This window comes from Nocardioides marmotae (assembly GCF_013177455.1).
GTDB classification, from domain to species: domain Bacteria; phylum Actinomycetota; class Actinomycetes; order Propionibacteriales; family Nocardioidaceae; genus Nocardioides; species Nocardioides marmotae.
On record NZ_CP053660.1, the window covers coordinates 2,703,955 to 2,721,414 of the forward strand.

A 17,460-nucleotide genomic window follows, 5' to 3' on the forward strand; every position below is an offset into this window, starting at 1 on the left:
CCCCGCATGACCCTCGCACCTCCGGTCCCCGCCTCGGGCGCCGCCGCCGCGCGGCGCCCGAGGCGGCTCCGCGCCGTCTGGCTGCTCCTCGCCGGGGTCGTCCTGCTCGCGCTCATGGCGCTCTCCGTCGCGGTCGGGTCGCGCGACGTCGGGCTCGACGACATCGTCGCGGCGCTGGGCGGGTCGAGCGAGACCCTCGACGAGGCGGCGGTCACCAAGCGGATCCCGCGGACCTTCCTCGCCGTGCTCGTCGGCGCCGCGCTCGGCGTCGCGGGGGCGGTCATGCAGGGGGTCACCCGCAACCCCCTGGCCGACCCCGGCATCCTCGGCGTCAACATGGGCGCTTCGCTGGCGGTCGTCGTCGGCATCGCCTGGTTCGGCCTCACCACGGCTTCGTCGTTCGTGTGGGTCGCGATCCTCGGCGCTGCCGTCGCCGCCGCCTTCGTGTACGCCGTCGGGTCGCTCGGCCGGGGCGGGGCGACGCCGTTGAAGCTCGCCCTCGCCGGCACCGCCACCTCCGCGGCGCTGGTCTCGTTCATCACCGCGGTGGTGCTGCCCCGCAACGACATCTCCGCGGGTGCGCTGTCCTGGCAGATCGGCGGGGTCGGCGGCGCGTCCTCCGACACCATCACGCTGGTGGTGCCGTTCCTCGCCGTCGGGCTGCTCGTCTGCCTGGCCACGGCCCGCGGGCTGAACTCCCTCGCGCTCGGCGACGACGTGGCGTCCGGCCTCGGCGAGCGGGTCGCGCTGACCCGCGGAGCCGCCGCGATCGGGGCCGTGCTGCTGTGCGGCGCCGCCACGGCGGTGGCCGGCCCGATCGGGTTCGTCGGCCTCGTCGTACCCCACCTGTGCCGCACGCTCGTGGGCGTGGACCACCGCTGGCTGCTGCCCTTCGCCGCCGTCGGCGGGGCCGCGCTGCTCACCGCCGCGGACGTCGTCGGGCGGATCGTCGCCCGGCCGAGCGAGATCGACGTCGGCATCATCACCGCCCTCGTCGGCGCCCCGTTCTTCATCCACGTCGTCCGCCGCCACAAGGTGCGCGAGCTGTGAGCGCGCCGAGCACCCTGACCGTCGAGCGGGTCGCGCACGGCCGGACGCGCCGCGCCGCGCGCCGGCGCGGTGTCGTCGTCGTCCTGCTGCTGCTCCTCGCCGGCGTCTTCGCCGCCAGCCTGATGGTGGGCCGCACGTTCTACCCGCCGAGCGACGTCCTGGCGGTCCTCTCCGGCCAGGACGTGCCCGGCGCGTCCTTCACCGTCGGTCGCCTCCGGCTGCCCCGGGCGGTCCTCGCTCTCGTGGTCGGGCTCTGCTTCGGCATGGCCGGCGTGGCGTTCCAGACGATGCTGCGCAACCCGCTCGCGAGCCCCGACATCATCGGCATCAGCACCGGCGCGAGCGCCGCCGCGGCCGTCGGCATCGTGACCTTCGGGCTGTCCGGCGCCGCGGTGTCGCTCCTGGCGATCATGGTCGGGCTCGGCGTCGCGGTGCTCATCTACGTGCTCTCCTTCCGCGACGGCGTGGCCGGGACCCGGCTCATCCTCATCGGCATCGGGATCGCGGCGATGCTGGAGAGCGTCATCGCCTACGTGCTCAGCCGGGCCGCCGCCTGGGACTTCCAGGAGGCCGTCCGGTGGCTGACCGGCAGCCTCAACAGCGCCAGCTGGGACGACGTGCTGCCCGTCCTGGTGGCTCTCCTCGTGCTCGGCCCGCTGCTCGTGGTGAAGTCCGGCGACCTCGACATGCTCCAGCTCGGCGACGACGCCGCCTCCGCGCTCGGCGTCCGCGTCGAACGGACCCGCATCCTCGTCATCGTCGCCGCCGTCGGGCTGGTCGCCTTCGCGACCGCGGCCACCGGCCCGATCGCCTTCGTCGCCTTCCTCGCCGGGCCGATCGCGGCCCGGGTCGTCGGCCCCGGCGCCTCGCTGCTCGTGCCGTCCGCGCTCGTCGGCGCGCTGCTGGTGCTCGTGGCCGACCTGTGCGGGCAGTTCGCCTTCGACCACCGCTACCCCGTCGGCGTCGTCACCGGCGTGCTCGGCGCGCCGTACCTCGTCTACCTCATCGTCCGCACCAACCGCGCCGGAGGCTCGCTGTGACCGCCGACCACACGCTCACCGTCCACGACCTCGAGCTGGGGTACGGCGAGCGCACCGTCATCCACGCGCTGGACCTCGAGCTGCCACCGGGCCGGGTCACGGCCATCGTCGGCGCCAACGCCTGCGGGAAGTCGACCCTGCTGCGCTCGATGTCGCGGCTGCTGCGCCCGCGCACCGGCCAGGTCCTGCTCGACGGCAAGCAGGTGCACAAGCTGCCGGCCAAGGAGCTCGCCCGCACGCTCGGGCTGCTCCCCCAGGCGCCCACCGCCCCCGAGGGGATCACCGTCAGCGACCTCGTCGGCCGTGGCCGCAACCCCCACCAGGGCCTGCTGTCGCGCTGGAGCAGCGAGGACGACGCCGCGGTCGCGGCGGCGCTCGAGGCCACCGACACCGTCGAGCTCGCCGACCGGCCCGTCGACGAGCTGTCGGGCGGCCAGCGCCAGCGGGTGTGGATCGCGATGGCCCTCGCCCAGCAGACCGACGTCCTGCTGCTCGACGAGCCGACGACGTACCTCGACGTCAGCCACCAGGTGGAGGTCCTCGACCTGCTCACCGACCTCAACCGCAGCCGCGGCACGACGATCGTGATGGTGCTCCACGACCTGAACCTCGCCGCCCGGTACGCCGACCACCTCGTCGCTCTCGCCGGCGGCAGGCTGCACGCGGCGGGGACGCCGCACGAGGTGCTCACCGAGGAGACCGTCCGCGCCGTCTTCGGCCTGGAGTGCTCGGTGATCACCGACCCCGTCTCCGGGCGCCCGTTGATGCTGCCGATCGGCCGCCACCACGTCGTCGCGCCGGTCGTCTGAGGGGCCCCGGCCCCGGCCCCGGGCGCGGGCGCGGGGGTCCGGCGGCCCCTCGCGGGCGGGCCGCGACGCACCCGAGCCGGAACGTCGGCTCAGGTGGCGAGGACGTACTCCAGCCGGATCGGCGCTCCCTGGCGGATGCTGACCAGGGCGGGCGGTCGGCGGCGATGTCGATGACCGGTGGGAGTGGTGGTCTCGATGTCCCCCGTCCCGAGATCGTCTGTCTGGAGATCACCCGTCTCGGCGTCAGCGTCGGGTGAGGTCCGTGCCTGCCAGCCGGGCGCCTGCTTGGCGTGGTTGCACGCCTCGCACAGACCCTGGGCGTTGCCGGCGGTGGTCGGCCCGCCCTCGGCGACCGGGACCGCGTGGTCGTGGTGCCGGATCGGCGCCCCGCACCACGGGGTGCGGCAGACCTGGTCCCGGAGCCGGATGAACCGGCGCAGACCGCGGGGGAACGCGCGGGCGCGGGAGTCCATCGCGACCAGCTCACCGGTGCGAGGACTGGCGTAGAGCCGGCGCAGCCAGACCTCCTCCCCCGGGGCCAGCGCACCGGCGAGGACCTCGAGGCCCAGCTCGGCGGGGACCCATCCGAACCCGTCCACGTGCGCCGGCTCGTCGGCGGACCCGAAGACCGTCTGGTCGGACATCACCAGCCCCAGCTCGATCCGCGGTCCCCCGGTCGCCTCGTGGCCGCCCAGGACGTTGCTGACCAGGGTGTCGGCCATGACCTGGCCCTTGCCCCGCTCGTCCGAACCGTCGGCCCGGACGCGGTCGGCGGCGCCCACCAGCGCGGCGTACGCCGCGACGCCCTCGGCGACCGGTAGCAGCGCGGTCAGGTAGACCATGGCGTCCGGCGCGGGCCGGATCGTGACGCGGCGGTCCGCCTTGGCCTACCGCTGCCTCCGCACCACCGACGCGGCGTCCAGCCGGGCGGCGTGACGCCGGCAGAACGCGGCGACCTCCCGGTCGCTCATCCGGTCCAGGGCGTCGGGGTCGGCGGCCAGGAGGCGGTCGACCTCGTGCCGGTCCTCGACCTCGAGGCAGGCGGTCTCCCGCGCGGCCAGCGTGGCGGCGTACTCGGTGACCTTCCCCTGCCGCCAGGCGGCCCACAGCGCCGGCATCTCCGCCGCTACGACCTTCGCCAGGCCCAGGTGGCGCTGGCCACGGTGGTGGGACTCCTTGCGCGCCAGAGCGACCTGTGCGCCGATGCCGAGCCCCCGGCGCGCCGCCGGAACCCCTGCCCCGGCCTGCGCGGCGCGCTGAGAGGCGTCCAGCTCCCGCGCAAGGGCGGCCTGCGCCGCGGTCGCGACGCGGACGAGATCTTCGAGCGCCGTGATCGCCTCGACCCGGCCGGCGTCGTCGAGGCCCGAGGGCGCGTTCAGCGCGGCGGTGAGCCCTGCCCGGAACCCCTCGATGACCGCGGCGCGCAGCGTCGCGCCCGGCGGGCTGCTCGGCGGGGGCGGGGTGGTCTCGGACATGGCTGGGACGCTACGTCGGACCGGGGACAGTGCGCAGCGACGATCCACAGGCCCTCGCGGGACAGCCCAGGCAGCCCGGGAGGCTGGAGCGAGGGGCGCTCAGTCCAGGCAGAACTCGTTGCCCTCGACGTCCTGCATCACGATGCAGGACTCATCGACGTCGTCGGCGGGCATCGTCCGCACGTGCGTCGCGCCGAGGCCGACGAGCCGGTCGCGCTCGGCCTCGAGGGCGGCGAGCCGCTCGGCGCCGATGAGGCCGGTGCCCACGCGCACGTCGAGGTGGACCCGGTTCTTGACGCTCTTGTTCTCCGGGACGCGCTGGAAGAACAACCGCGGGCCGGCGCCGGTCGGGTCGACGCAGGCGAACGCGGACCCCTGCCGCTCGGGCGGCAGCGCCGCGTCGAAGGCCGCCCACGAGGCGAACCCCGGAGGCGGCGGCGGGACGACGTACCCCAGCACCTCGCACCAGAAGCGGGCGACCCGCTCGGGCTCGGCGCAGTCGAACGTGACCTGGACTTCCCGCACGGCCGTCATCCCCCGACGGTAACCCCGCTCACGTCGCGACCGCGACCGGCGCGACCGGCGCGACCGGCTCCACCGGCTCCACCGGCTGGCGCAGGATCGTGCGCAGCCGGGCGGAGTCCACCCGACGCGGGTCGCTGAGGTAGATCTCGTGGTGCTTGCCCGTCGGGCGCATGCCGGCCTCCGGCACGACCTCGTCGTGCAGCCGGGCGAGCACGGGCCCCTCGTCGTCGTAGGGACCCACGTGCAGGGTCTGCACGCACCGCCCCTCCGCCAGCCCCAGCAGCCGGACCGCGTCGAGCGCGGCGGGACGCGGCCGCTTCCGCCCGACCCGCTCGAGGGCGCGGGACACCAGCTCGTCGGGGACCCAGTCCGGCACCAGGAGCAGCACCGTCCAGCTCCACTGCGACTTGTCCCGGGCGGTCGTGAAGCGCTCCATGTCGTCGGCCCACCACAGCGCCTCCAGCGGCGGCACGACGTGGTCGCGGTCGAGCTCGGCGCGCGCCAGCGCCTTGACCGCGTACGCCGCCGGGTAGAGCGCCCCCAGCGCGGCGGCGTACTCCGGCGCGGTGTTGGGGTCGCCGTGCCCGTCGACGGCGAGGTAGCGCCGCGGGGGCAGGTCCAGGAAGCGGAACTCACCCGGGCGCGCGCGGTAGTCGTCGAGCTCCTTCTTCAGGTCGACCTTCACCGCACGCCCCCGATCGCCGCCGAACGCCGCCGCGCCGCCCGCTACTCCGCCGGGGCGATGAACGTGCCGGTGGCCGGCTGGCCGGTCTCGCCGACCGCCTCGGGCTCGCCGCCGGCGACCCCGACCTCCAGCGAGCCGTCGGAGGACTGGATCCGCACCGGCGGGGAGACCCGCAGCTCCTTGGACTCCCCGAAGGCCAGGTCGCCGGAGAAGACGATCTCGTTCGAGCCGTCACGGACCACCACGTTGGTGCCGCCGCCGGAGGCGGTCAGCAGGACCGCGACCGGCTTGCCGACCTCGGTGCTGCCGTTGTCGATGCCGCGCGAACCGTTGAGCACGAGCGCATCGCCGTTGAGGTCGACCGGGCTGTCCATGACCAGCCGGGCCACCGACCAGGCGAGCACGAGCGCCATCACCGCGGCGACGAGCACCGACCAGTTCGGCCCGCCGCGGGTGCCGCGGATGGAGCCGTTGGCGCCGGTCGCGAGCTCGGCCTCGAAGACCCGGCGCGGGTCGATCGGGGCGTCGGCGTACCGCTCGTCGTAGGCCGCCAGCAGCGGCGCCACGTCGACGCCCAGCACGCGGGCGAGGGTGCGCAGGTGGCCGCGGGCGTAGAAGTCGCCGCCGCACGGCGCGAAGTCGTCGACCTCGATGGACTCGATCACGTGCGGGCGGATCCGGGTGCGGTCGGCCAGCTGGTCGACGCTGAGGTTGATCCGCTCGCGGGCCGCGGCCAGCTGCGGGCCGATGACCGGGTCGGCGGCCGGCTGCACCGGCGCCTCGATCGCGAACCCGTCGATGACCACCGGCTTCTTCGGCGCCTCGGGCCGCGCGCCCCAGGTCTCGGTGTCCTCGACCAGGTCCACGCTGCCCGGCCGGCGCAGCTCGCGGGCCTCGGGCAGGCTGCGCGAGAGGGGGCGCACGCCGTCGCCGAGGTCGAGCGCGTTGGCGCCGTGGACCGCATCGGACGCGAGCCCCTCGCTCAGCGTCTCCGCGCGCACCGCCGTCACCGGCATCCGCAGCGGGTGGGGGGTCGGGCTCGCCGCGAGGTCCCCGACGTACGCCGCCGGCACCTCCGCCGTCGCGGCCGGCGTCTCCGGGGCCGCGCCACGGCGGCTCAGCCGCGCCGCGATCGCGCCGATCCCGCGGGCCAGCGCCGGCCGCGGGTCGGGCAGGCGGGGGCCGGTCGGCTCGTCGCCCCGGCCCTCGGGCGTTGCGTCGTCCGCGGGCCCGTCGAGGTCCTCGTGGACGACCTCGTCGGTCTCGTCGATGACCTCGCCGGCCACCTCGCCGGCCACCTCGTCGACCAGCTCGTCCTCGACCAGCTCATCCTCGGCCGGCTCCTCGTCCAGCGACATCGTCGGGTCGAGCTCGACGACCTCGGTGCGGCCGTCGGTGAGGGTGAGCAGCGCCGAGGTGAGGTCGGGGTCCTCGCTGGTGACGCGCGTCGACATCGACAGCGGCACCGAGAGCACCTGCTCCTCACCGCCCGGGCCGGCGGTGACCACGTCGAGCCGCCCGTCGCGCAGCAGCCCGCGGCGCGGGAGGTGCTCGATGGAGAGCAGCGAGTCCCAGGTCATCCCGTGCCACGCCCGGCCCTCGCGGATCCGCACGCCGTGGCCGTCGGCCACCAGCAGCGGGCTGCGGGAGTCGACCAGCGCGAGCAGGTGGACGGCCGCGAGCCCGCCCATGGCGAGGAAGAGGACCCAGTCCAGCCAGGCCCCCGACCCCGACGCACGCGCCAGGTAGCCGATCGCGACGGCCGAGGCCAGGCCGCCGACCACCGCGGACAGCGCGGCGTTGCGGCGTACGACCAGACCCTCCTCGGGCGCCGTCGCCGATCCGTCGTCGGGGAGACCGTGGTGGTCGTCGGGCGCGAAGCCCGGGCCGCCGTGGTCGTGGTCGTGGTCGTGGTCCAGCAGTGCCGTTCCGTTCACATCTCCCCCTGCAGGGTCGCGATGACGCCGTCGATCTCGTCGGGCTTCACGAGCACGTCACGGGCCTTGGAGCCCTCGCTCGGACCCACCACCCCACGGCTCTCGAGGATGTCCATGAGCCGGCCCGCCTTGGCGAACCCGACCCGGAGCTTGCGCTGCAGCATCGAGGTGGACCCGAACTGCGTGGAGACGACCAGCTCGATGGCCTGGATGACCAGGTCCATGTCGTCGCCGATGTCGTCGTCGAGCTCGCGCTTGGCCGCGGCCGGCGCGGTGACGTCCTCGCGGTACGCCGGCTCCAGCTGCGCCTTGCAGTGCTTGACCACCAGCGCGATCTCGGCCTCGGTGACCCAGCTGCCCTGCACGCGCACGGGCTTGGAGGCACCCATCGGCAGGAACAGGCCGTCACCCTGGCCGACCAGCTTCTCCGCGCCCGGCTGGTCGAGGATGACCCGGCTGTCGGCCAGCGAGGAGGTCGCGAACGCCAGCCGCGAGGGCACGTTGGCCTTGATCAGGCCGGTGACCACGTCGACCGAGGGACGCTGCGTGGCGAGCACCAGGTGGATGCCGGCGGCCCGCGCGAGCTGGGTGATCCGGACGACCGCGTCCTCGACGTCGCGCGGGGCGACCATCATCAGGTCGGCGAGCTCGTCGACGATGACCAGCAGGTAGGGGTACGGCGTCAGCTCGCGCTCGCTGCCCGGCGGCACCTCGACCTTGCCCGCCCGGACGGCCTTGTTGAAGTCGTCGATGTGGCGGAACCCGAAGTTGGCCAGGTCGTCGTAGCGCATGTCCATCTCGCGCACGACCCAGGCCAGCGCCTCGGCGGCCTTCTTGGGGTTGGTGATGATCGGGGTGATCAGGTGCGGGACGCCCTCGTAGGCGTTCAGCTCGACCCGCTTGGGGTCGACCATGATCATCCGCACCTCGTCCGGGGTGGACCGCATGAGGATCGAGGTGATCATCGAGTTGATGAAGGAGGACTTTCCCGAGCCGGTCGCACCGGCGACCAGCAGGTGCGGCATCTTCGCGAGGTTCGCGACCACGAAGCCGCCCTCGACGTCCTTGCCGAGCCCGGCCACCATCGGGTGGTGGTCGCCGCGGGCGGCGCCGGAGCGGAGCACGTCGCCGAGGGAGACGATCTCCTTGTCGACGTTGGGGATCTCGATGCCGATCGCGGACTTGCCGGGGATCGGGCTGAGGATCCGCACGTCGGCGGAGGCGACGGCGTAGGCGATGTTCTTCGAGAGCGCGGTGACCTTCTCGACCTTCACCGCGGGGCCGAGCTCGACCTCGTAGCGGGTGACGGTCGGGCCGCGGGTGTAGCCCGTGACCTGGGCGTCGATCGCGAACTCCTCCATCACCTGGGTGAGCCGGGCCACGACGGCGTCGCTGGCCTTGGAGCGCGGCTTGTGCACCGAGCCCGGCTTGAGCACCTCGTTGCCGGGCAGGGCGTAGACGACGTCGCCGGAGATCGCGAGCTGCTCGGCCCGTGCGGGCAGGGGCGTGTGGGGCGGCGGCTCGATGTCGCCCTTCGCGGCCGCGCCGGGCGCGTCGACGTCGGTCACGACCTCGGTGAGCACGGTGGCGTCCGGGTCGTCGACCCCCGGGAACGACGGGGCCTCGTCGGCGTAGGGGTCGAAGACGTCCATGCCGGTCTCGTCGAGGTCGGCCTCGACCGGCGCGGCCTTGCGGCCCCGCCGCTTCTTGACCTCGCGGTCCTCGAGCACCGGGGTGTCGTAGGCCGGGTCGCCCATCTCGGGGTCGATCTCGTCCTCGATGTCGTGGCGCCCGCGGCGCGTGGTGTGCTCGTGGTCGCCGGCCTCGCGGCCCAGCAGCCGGTCGCGCAGGTCCGCGAGCCGCTCAGGGACCAGGTAGACCGGCGTCGCGGTGATGACGAGCACCCCGAAGGCGGCCAGCAGCAGGAGCAGCGGGACGACGACGTACGGCGTCCGGAGCAGGTCGAGCAGCAGGGAGGAGACGACGAAGCCGACCGCTCCCCCGGCGCCCTGGAGGTCGCTGGCGTCGCCGGCGACCGGCTGGGGGTTGCCGTTGGCGATGTGCACGATGCCGAGCACGCCGAAGCCGAGCGCGGTCCAGCCGACCACTTGGCGGCCGGCCGGGCCGTTGCGCACCGGGTCGCGCATGGTGCGGACCCCGGCGTACGCCACCGCCATCGGGACGAACCAGCCGACCTTGCCGACCGTGCCGGAGACCGCCGTGCGGGCCAGGTCCATGACCCCGCCCGGCACCTGGAACCACACCGCGGCGGCGACCACGAGGGACGCCCCGAGGAGCAGCAGGCCGACCCCGTCGCGACGGTGCTCGGGGTCGATGTCGCGCGCACCGTGGCCGATGCCGCGCGCGACCGCGCCGACGCCGTGGGCGATGCCGAGCCAGACGGCGACCAGCCCCCGCGCCAGCGCCTGGAAGAAACGGGCGACCGGTCCGGTGCCGCTGCGCACCGCCCGGGGAGCCGGACGTGCCGCGCCGCGGGCAGGCTTGCGCGTCGCACGACGCTTCTTGCTCGCGCTCGCGGCTGGTCGTCGGGTGGGCGTACTCCGGGATCGGGTGCTCGAACCTCCACGGCCACCGCTGGTGCTGCTGCGGGACCTCGACGTGGACGTGCTCTTGCTCCGCGACCCCGGCGGGGAAGACGTACGGGTCGCCATGGTCGTCAACCTACTTCCCCGTCACTCCCGTCACAGGGACCACAGGATGCGTGTCGGGAGTGCCCTCTACCGCACCCTCGACGGCTTCCGGCACACGTACCTGTTTACCGGGATTTTTCCCGTGGCTATGGACCAGGTCGGGCAGGCGTCCTTAGGGTGCGCGAGTCGGCTGCGAACCATGGCGTCGATGTTCACCCAACTCGGAGGGGTACTACGTGAAGATCCTGAAGACGGGGCTCAGCCTCGTTCTGCTGGGGGCCGGCATCGCCGCCGTCCCCAGTCAGCTGGCCAGTGCGGCGGAGCAAGCCGCACCCGTAGCCGGCGAGTCCCTGGTGCAGCGCCTCAAGGGCGAGGCACAGGGCAAGGTGCAGCTCTCGACCGAGCCGGCAACCGGCAAGGTCGGCTTCGCCCGGGCCGCCCGCAACGGCGACCTCCTGCCGACCGTCCAGGCCACCTCGGCCACGGGCGCGGCTGCCAAGGCCACCGCCTACCTCGACCGGTACGCCGCGGCGTTCGGCGCCCCTGCGGGCCAGCTGCGCGAGAGCGGCGTCGTCGCCGACCCGCTCGGCTGGACCGTCACCTACACCCAGCAGTACGACGGCCTCCCCGTCTTCGGCGCGGCGCTCAAGGCCACCGTCGACAAGGAGGGCGACCTGACCGCGGTCACCGGGTACGTCGCCCCCAACCTGCGCCTGGGCACGACCCCGCGCCTGGCCAAGGCCGACGCCGCCCGCCGCGCGGTCGCGACCGTCCGGGTCAACCAGACCGGCGACGGCCGCGCCGACCTGCGCGGCCTCAAGGCCGTCGCCACCGAGCTGACCGTGTACCGCACCGGCGCGATCCGCGGCGTCGAGGGCGAGAACGTGCTGGCCTACGTGGTCGAGGTCGCCAACGCGACCAAGAGCCTGCGCGACAAGGTCTTCGTCGACGCGACCACCGGCAAGCTGCTCAACCGCTACTCGCTGGTCCACGGCAACCTCGAGCGTGAGCTCTACGAGGCCTTCGTCGACGACAACGGCACCCCCGACGACGAGAGCGACGACAAGGTCGGCGGCCTCGACGAGCCGATCTGGACCGAGGGCGACCCCTTCCCCGGCGGCCTGGACGCCGACCAGCAGAGCCTGGTCGACGGCACCGGCGAGTCGTACTGGTTCTTCAAGAACACCTTCGGCCGCGACTCCTACGACGGCAAGGGCGCGGTCATGCGCACGGTCAACAACGACCCGCGCATCCAGTGCCCCAACGCCAACTGGAACGGCAGCACCACCAACTACTGCACCGACGTCACCTCCGACGACACCGTCGCCCACGAGTGGGGCCACGCCTACACCGAGTACACCTCCGGCCTGATCTACCAGTGGCAGCCCGGCGCGATGAACGAGGCCTTCTCCGACATCTGGGGCGAGACCGTCGACATCAGCAACTCGCGCGGCAACCAGACCCCGGCGCCCCAGCGGGCCGACGGTCTGTGCTCCTCCTTCACCGGGGCCATCCCGGTGCTGACCATCACCGCCCCCGAGGACATCGCCCGCGAGTGCATCACCGGCGGCACGCTCGGTGAGCTCGACGAGCCGGTCTCCGGCGAGGTCGCCGCGCCGACCGACGCGGTCGAGGAGGGTGGCACCGCCACCGACGGCTGCTCGACGTACGACGACGTGGCCGTCGTGGCGGGCAAGATCGTGCTCGTCGACCGCGGCCTGTGCACCTTCGTGGAGAAGGCCCAGAACGCGAAGTCGGCCGGCGCCATCGGCGTCATCATCGGCAACCGCGAGGACGCGCCGGTCAGCTTCTCCGACGCCGACACCACCCTCCCCCCGACCGTCTCGATCGGCCTGACCGACCGGGAGGCCATCCGCGCCGCGATCGGTGCGGGCGAGACCGTCGAGGTCGAGATCGTCGACGGCGCCGGCGAGCGGTTCGAGTCCTACCGCTGGCTCAGCGGTGAGGGCGACGCCGCCTTCGGCGGCGCCATCCGCGACATGTGGAACCCGACCTGCTACGGCGACCCGGGCAAGGTGACCGACGCCGAGTACAAGTGCTCGACCGACGACTCCGGCGGCGTGCACAGCAACTCCGGCGTGGTCAACCACACCTACGCCCTGCTCGTCGACGGTGGCACCAGCAACGACGTCACCGTCCCGGGCATCGGGCTGGACAAGGCCGCGAACATCTTCTGGCGCGCCCAGTCCACCAAGCTCGGCCCGACGTCGGACTTCGCTGACCTCGCCGAGGGCCTCGCCGCCTCCTGCACCGAGCTGGTCGGCAAGCCGATCAACACGGTGAGCGTCGCGGAGAACGCCACCCCCACCCCGGCCGAGCCGGTCACCACGACCGACTGCGCCGCGGTGGACGCCGCTGCCCAGGCCACCGAGCTGGCCACCCCGCCCACGCAGTGCAACTTCAAGCCGCTGCTCGCCAAGGGCGCCCCGAGCACCTGCGGCAAGGGCACCAGCTCCAAGGTCATCTGGGGCGACGACTTCAGCAAGGGCCTGAAGAAGTGGAAGAAGTCCGAGCGGGTCGTCTTCAAGGGCGGCTCCGGCATCGACTGGCGCGCCACCTCCAAGGCTCCGGGCCGCAGGGGCAACAAGGTCGCCTACGACCCCTCCGGTGACGTCGGCCAGTGCACCAACGGCGAGGGCGACAAGTCCAGCGCCAACGCCATCACCAGCCCCGGCATCAAGCTCCAGGCGGGCCTCAAGCGCCGCCTGCAGTTCCGTCACTACGTGGCGACCGAGACCGGGTACGACGGCGGCAACGTCAAGATCAAGGTGAACGGCAAGAAGTGGAAGGTCATCCCCGCGAAGGCCTACGTCTTCAACGCGCCGAACACCACCCTGACCACCGCCGCTGAGGAGAACACCAACCCGCTCGCCGGTGAGGAAGGCTTCTCCGGCACCGACGGCGGCATCGTCGCCGGCTCGTGGGGCACCTCGGTCGTCGACCTCGGCAAGGTCGGCGCGAAGAAGGGCGACAAGGTCAAGATCCGCTTCGAGCTCGGTCGTGACGGCTGCGGCGGCATCGACGGCTGGTACGTCGACGACGTGAAGGTCGTCGTCTGCAGGGACAAGAAGAAGGGCGGCAAGGCGCGTCGCGAGACCGCCGAGGTCCGCTGACACCTGCACCACCCGCACCACCCAGCACGAGGGAGGCCCCGTCCGGAGTGATCCGGGCGGGGCCTCTCGCTGTCCGCGGGCGGGTGCAGGGGTCCCCTGAGATGTGGCCGCCCCACGAGGCTGCCGGGCATGCTGGACGGGTGCACCGGAGCCCGTGGGACCGCCTCGTCGCGGAGCTCGACACCTGGACGGCCGCCGTGGTCACGGAGCCGGGACGCATCGAGGTCTCGGTACCCTCCCGCGACGGCCACCGCGACGTGGTCGTCGTGATGACGCCGGAGGAGTGGGACGACATGTGGGGCGTCGCGTGGGGCGACCTCGACGCGGCGATCGGGGAGGTCAAGCGCATCCTGGGTCGTCTGCAGCGGCACGAGCGGTACGCCGTCTACGCCCAGTACACCCTCGAGCCGTCCACCGGGGCCACCCTGCCGACGGTCGACATCGACCCCGACCCCGACCTCCGCGGCGAGTGGACCGTGCAGGACCGGGACGGGCGGGTCGTCAGCCGGTTCCGGGACTGGCCCACCGAGGAGCGCGGCCGGCGCCCACGCCGCTGACCCGACCGCGGCGCCTCAGGACTCGATGACGACGGGGATGATCATCGGGCGGCGGCGGTGGGTGCCGCTCACCCAGCGGCCGATCACGCGACGTACGGTCTGCTGGAGCTGGTAGGTGTCGGTGTTGCCCTCGGCGATCGCCCGGTCGAGCGCCTCGATGATCGGCTGCTTGATCTCCTCGAAGCCGGCGCCGTCCTCGACGAAGCCGCGGGCGTGGATCTCGGGGCCGGCGGAGACCTTGCCGCTGACCGAGTCGATGACCACGATCACCGAGATGAAGCCCTCCTCGCCCAGGATCCGGCGGTCCTTGAGGTCGGACTCGGTGATGCCGCCGACCGAGGAGCCGTCGACGAAGACGTAGCCGCAGTCGACCTTGCCGGTGATCGAGGCGACCCCGTCGACCAGGTCGACGACGACGCCGTCCTCGGCGACGACGACGTTCGGGACGCCGGTGGCCAGGGCGAGGTCGCGGTTGGCCAGCATGTGCCGCATCTCGCCGTGCACGGGCAGCACGTTGCGCGGTCGGACGATGTTGTAGCAGTACAGCAGCTCGCCGGCGCTGGCGTGGCCGGAGACGTGGACCAGCGCGTTGCCCTTGTGCACCACGCGCGCACCCCAGCGGGCCAGGCCGTTGATCACGCGGTAGACCGCGTTCTCGTTGCCGGGGATGAGGCTGGAGGCGAGCAGGACGGTGTCGCCCTCCTCGATGTGCACGAAGTTGTGGTTGCGCTGGGCGATCCGGCTCAGCGCCGACATCGGCTCGCCCTGGGAGCCCGTGGAGACCAGCACCTGCCGCTCGGGCGGCAGGCCGGCGAGGTCCTTGGCGTCGACCAGCGTGCCGGGCGGGACCGTGAGGTAGCCCAGGTCACGGGCGATCGCCATGTTGCGCACCATCGAGCGCCCGACGTAGGCGACCTGGCGCCCATGGGCGTAGGCCGCGTCGAGCACCTGCTGCACGCGGTGCACGTGGGAGGCGAAGCAGGCCACGATGATCCGCTGGGAGGACTCGCGGAAGACCCGGTCGATGACCGGCGTGATCGACTTCTCCGCCGGTGTGAAGCCGGGCGTCTCGGCATTGGTGGAGTCGGTGAGGAAGAGGTCGACGCCCTCCTCCCCCAGCCGCGCGAAGGCCCGCAGGTCGGTGATCCGGCCATCCAGCGGCAGCTGGTCCATCTTGAAGTCGCCGGTGTGCAGCACCATTCCGGCGCTGGTGCGGATCGCGACGGCGAGCGCGTCGGGGATGGAGTGGTTGACCGCCACGAACTCCAGCTCGAAGGGGCCGAAGGTGAGCCGGTCGCCCTCCTTGACGCGGTGGTGGACGGTCTCCTTGAGCCGGTGCTCGCGCAGCTTGGAGTCCAGCAGGGCCAAGGTGAGCTCGGAGCCGACGAGCGGGATGTCGCCGCGCTCGCGCAGGAGGTACGGCGTCGCGCCGATGTGGTCCTCGTGGCCGTGGGTGAGCACCAGCGCCTCGACCTGGTCCAGGCGATCCCGGATCGGGCCGAAGTCGGGGAGGATCAGGTCGACGCCGGGGTGGTGGTCCTCGGGGAAGAGCACGCCGCAGTCGACGATCAGCAGCCGGCCGGCGTGCTCGAAGACGGTCATGTTGCGACCGACCTCGCCGAGCCCGCCGAGCGGGATGACCCGCAGGCCACCCTCCGGGAGGGCCGGCGGAGCCTGGAGCTCGGGGTGGGGGTGACTCAATCCGGTTCCTTCACATGAGACCGGCGGCCTCGAGGCCCGCGCGCAGCGCCGCGACCTCGTCGTCGTCCAGCTCCACGAGGGGAGAGCGGACCCGCCGGTTGTCGAGGACGCCGAGGAGCTGGAGCGCTGCCTTGGCGGTGGTCGCTCCGTAGTTGGCGACACCCATCACGGCGTCGATCGCGGGGAGCATCCGCGTGTAGATCTCGAGGGCCCCGGCGGTGTCGCCGGCCCAGTAGGCCTCGGCCATCGCCTTGAGCCGGTCGCCGGCGGCGTGCCCGACGACGCTGACGAACCCGACCGCGCCGTGCGCGAGCCAGCCCAGGTTGGCCTCGTCGTCGCCGGAGTACACGGCGTACCCGAGGTCGCGGATCCGTACGCCGCGGGCGAAGTCGCCCACCGCGTCCTTGACCGCCACGACCTCGTCCCAGGCCGCGGCCTGCTCGTAGGTCTCCAGCGCGATCGTCGACCCGGTGCGGCCGGGGACGTCGTAGAGCATCACCGGCAGCTCGGCGGCGCCGGTGACCTGCCGGAAGTGCTCGAGGATGCCGCGCTGGCCGGGCTTGTTGTAGTACGGCGTCACCAGCAGCACGCCGTCGGCGCCCCGCTCCCGCGCCTGCCGGGCCAGCCCGATCGAGGTGCGGGTGTCGTTGGTGCCGACGCCGGCGACCAGGTGGACGTCCGGGCCGACCGCGTCGCGGACCGCGGCCAGGGTCTCGCCGTCCTCCTCGGGGGTGGTCGTCGGCGACTCCCCCGTGGTGCCGGAGACGACGAGACCGTCGTGGCCGTGCTCGACCAGGTGCCGGGCGATGCGCTGGGTCGCCTCGAGGTCGACCGACCCGTCCGCGGAGAAGGCGGTCGCCATCGCGGTCAGGACGTGCCCGAAGGGCGCTGCAGGGCTCGAGGCGGTCATGGGCGCCAGGTTATCGCCCGACGTGCGGCATCACGTCGCGTGCCACCAGTCGGAGGTGGTCGAGGTCGGCGAGGTCGAGGACCTGGAGGTACACGCGCTCGGCGCCCAGGGCGGCGTACCGCCCGATCTTGTCCACGACCTCCTGCGGCGTGCCGGCCAGGCCGTTCTCCCGCAGCTCGTCCTTGTCGCGGCCGATCGCGGCGGCGCGACGCTCCACCTCCGCCTCGTCCTCCCCGACGCAGAGCACCAGCGCGTTGGACCAGGTCATCGTCGCGGGGTCGCGGTCGGCGGCCTCGCACGCGGCGCGGACCCGGCCGAACTGCGCCTCGGTGGTCGCCTCGTCGACGAAGGGCAGGTTGAACTCGTCGGCGAAGCGGGCCGCCAGCTCCGGGGTCCGCTTCTTGCCGAGCCCGCCGATGAGCACCGGCGGGCCGCCGCGGCGACCGTCGGTCTGCACGGGCTTGGGCAGGCCGGGGCTGTCGGTGACCTGGTAGTGCTCGCCGGCGAAGGAGAAGCCGCCCGCGGTCGCCCACAGGCCGGTGATGATCTCCAGCTGCTCCTCGAAGCGGTCGAAGCGCTCGCGGGTGGAGGGGAACGGGATGCCGTACGCGGTGTGCTCGGCCTCGAACCAGCCGGCACCGATGCCGAGCTCGATCCGGCCACCGCTCATCTGGTCGACGTTCGCGACGCTGATCGCGAGCGGGCCGGGGTAGCGGAACGTCGCGCTGGTCATCATCGTGCCGAGGCGGATCGTGCTGGTGTCGCGGGCCAGGCCGGCCAGCGTCGTCCACGCGTCGCTCGGCCCGGGCAGGCCCTCGGTGCCCATCCCGAGGTAGTGGTCGGAGCGGAAGAACGCTCCGAAGCCGAGCTCCTCGGCGGTCCTGGCGACGGCGAGCAGGTCGTCGTACGTCGCGCCCTGCTGGGGTTCGGTGAAGATGCGGAGCTCCATGGGGCTAAGCCTGCCAGCCCGCCGGATAGGGTCCGCA

Annotated in this window: 14 protein-coding genes; 5 read left to right on the forward strand and 9 right to left on the reverse strand. The window is 73.2% G+C overall.

Translation table 11 applies throughout. The features are described from left to right. The first annotated feature begins 6 nt into the window (after positions 1-6). The 3 genes from HPC71_RS13000 to HPC71_RS13010 are packed head-to-tail and all read left to right on the forward strand — an operon-like array spanning position 7 to position 2,899. A complete protein-coding gene (locus HPC71_RS13000; protein ID WP_154616453.1) occupies positions 7-1,050 on the forward strand; it encodes a FecCD family ABC transporter permease in 1,044 nt (347 codons plus the stop codon). Next, positions 1,047-2,090, forward strand: a complete 1,044-nt coding sequence (locus HPC71_RS13005; protein WP_171896775.1) for a FecCD family ABC transporter permease — start codon at positions 1,047-1,049, stop codon at positions 2,088-2,090. The genes HPC71_RS13000 and HPC71_RS13005 overlap by 4 nt, the downstream gene beginning before the upstream one ends. Continuing rightward, positions 2,087-2,899: an ABC transporter ATP-binding protein gene (locus tag HPC71_RS13010; RefSeq protein ID WP_171896776.1), complete on the forward strand. Its 813-nt coding sequence runs from the start codon at positions 2,087-2,089 to the stop codon at positions 2,897-2,899. Before HPC71_RS13005 ends, HPC71_RS13010 begins: the two co-directional genes overlap by 4 nt. Positions 2,900-2,988: 89 nt before the next feature. On the opposite strand, the gene HPC71_RS20915 is transcribed toward HPC71_RS13010, so the two are convergent. The 6 genes from HPC71_RS20915 to HPC71_RS13035 all read right to left on the reverse strand — a co-directional run bounded on the left by HPC71_RS20915 (position 2,989) and on the right by HPC71_RS13035 (position 10,193). After that, positions 2,989-3,741: an HNH endonuclease gene (locus HPC71_RS20915; protein WP_216656411.1), complete on the reverse strand. Its 753-nt coding sequence runs from the start codon at positions 3,739-3,741 to the stop codon at positions 2,989-2,991. Between the two features lie 45 nt (positions 3,742-3,786). Continuing rightward, positions 3,787-4,374 (reverse strand): hypothetical protein, encoded by a 588-nt coding sequence (locus HPC71_RS20920; RefSeq protein ID WP_216656412.1) that lies wholly within the window; start codon positions 4,372-4,374, stop codon positions 3,787-3,789. Positions 4,375-4,473: 99 nt separating this feature from the next. Further along, positions 4,474-4,908 carry a VOC family protein gene (locus HPC71_RS13020; protein WP_154616452.1) on the reverse strand — a complete coding sequence of 145 codons (435 nt, stop codon included), beginning with the start codon at positions 4,906-4,908 and terminating at the stop codon, positions 4,474-4,476. A 19-nt stretch (positions 4,909-4,927) separates the two neighbouring features. Beyond that, positions 4,928-5,584 (reverse strand): GyrI-like domain-containing protein, encoded by a 657-nt coding sequence (locus tag HPC71_RS13025; protein ID WP_171896777.1) that lies wholly within the window; start codon positions 5,582-5,584, stop codon positions 4,928-4,930. 41 nt (positions 5,585-5,625) lie between these two features. Further along, a complete protein-coding gene (locus HPC71_RS13030) occupies positions 5,626-7,521 on the reverse strand; it encodes a helix-turn-helix domain-containing protein (RefSeq protein ID WP_154616451.1) in 1,896 nt (631 codons plus the stop codon). After that, the gene (locus HPC71_RS13035) at positions 7,518-10,193 is read right to left on the reverse strand and encodes a DNA translocase FtsK (protein WP_154616450.1); all 2,676 of its coding nucleotides are present in this window, start codon (positions 10,191-10,193) and stop codon (positions 7,518-7,520) included. The genes HPC71_RS13030 and HPC71_RS13035 overlap by 4 nt, the downstream gene beginning before the upstream one ends. Positions 10,194-10,408: 215 nt before the next feature. Here HPC71_RS13035 and HPC71_RS13040 point away from each other — a divergent pair, with 215 nt between their 5' ends. After that, positions 10,409-13,306 (forward strand): M4 family metallopeptidase, encoded by a 2,898-nt coding sequence (locus HPC71_RS13040; RefSeq protein WP_154616449.1) that lies wholly within the window; start codon positions 10,409-10,411, stop codon positions 13,304-13,306. 140 nt (positions 13,307-13,446) lie between these two features. Beyond that, a complete protein-coding gene (locus HPC71_RS13045) occupies positions 13,447-13,863 on the forward strand; it encodes a hypothetical protein (RefSeq protein WP_154616448.1) in 417 nt (138 codons plus the stop codon). Between the two features lie 15 nt (positions 13,864-13,878). Here the strand turns inward: HPC71_RS13045 and HPC71_RS13050 are convergent, their stop codons facing one another. The 3 genes from HPC71_RS13050 to HPC71_RS13060 are packed head-to-tail and all read right to left on the reverse strand — an operon-like array spanning position 13,879 to position 17,423. Further along, the gene (locus HPC71_RS13050) at positions 13,879-15,564 is read right to left on the reverse strand and encodes a ribonuclease J (RefSeq protein WP_154616447.1); all 1,686 of its coding nucleotides are present in this window, start codon (positions 15,562-15,564) and stop codon (positions 13,879-13,881) included. Between the two features lie 10 nt (positions 15,565-15,574). Further along, on the reverse strand, positions 15,575-16,474 hold the full coding sequence (gene dapA, locus HPC71_RS13055) for a 4-hydroxy-tetrahydrodipicolinate synthase (protein WP_154616446.1): 900 nt from the start codon (positions 16,472-16,474) through the stop codon (positions 15,575-15,577). A 10-nt stretch (positions 16,475-16,484) separates the two neighbouring features. Next, positions 16,485-17,423, reverse strand: a complete 939-nt coding sequence (locus HPC71_RS13060; protein ID WP_154616445.1) for an LLM class F420-dependent oxidoreductase — start codon at positions 17,421-17,423, stop codon at positions 16,485-16,487. Between the last annotated feature and the right edge of the window lie 37 nt (positions 17,424-17,460).

Excerpts from the sequence above, each read along its gene's own strand:
- HPC71_RS13000 (WP_154616453.1), top strand. The coding sequence starts at position 7 with ATGACCCTCGCACCTCCGGTCCCCGCCTCGGGCGCCGCCGCCGCGCGG.
- HPC71_RS20915 (WP_216656411.1), bottom strand. The coding sequence starts at position 3,741 with ATGGTCTACCTGACCGCGCTGCTACCGGTCGCCGAGGGCGTCGCGGCG.
- HPC71_RS20920 (WP_216656412.1), bottom strand. The coding sequence starts at position 4,374 with ATGTCCGAGACCACCCCGCCCCCGCCGAGCAGCCCGCCGGGCGCGACG.
- HPC71_RS13020 (WP_154616452.1), bottom strand. The coding sequence starts at position 4,908 with ATGACGGCCGTGCGGGAAGTCCAGGTCACGTTCGACTGCGCCGAGCCC.
- HPC71_RS13035 (WP_154616450.1), bottom strand. The coding sequence starts at position 10,193 with ATGGCGACCCGTACGTCTTCCCCGCCGGGGTCGCGGAGCAAGAGCACG.
- dapA (WP_154616446.1), bottom strand. The coding sequence starts at position 16,474 with ATGACCGCCTCGAGCCCTGCAGCGCCCTTCGGGCACGTCCTGACCGCG.
- HPC71_RS13060 (WP_154616445.1), bottom strand. The coding sequence starts at position 17,423 with ATGGAGCTCCGCATCTTCACCGAACCCCAGCAGGGCGCGACGTACGAC.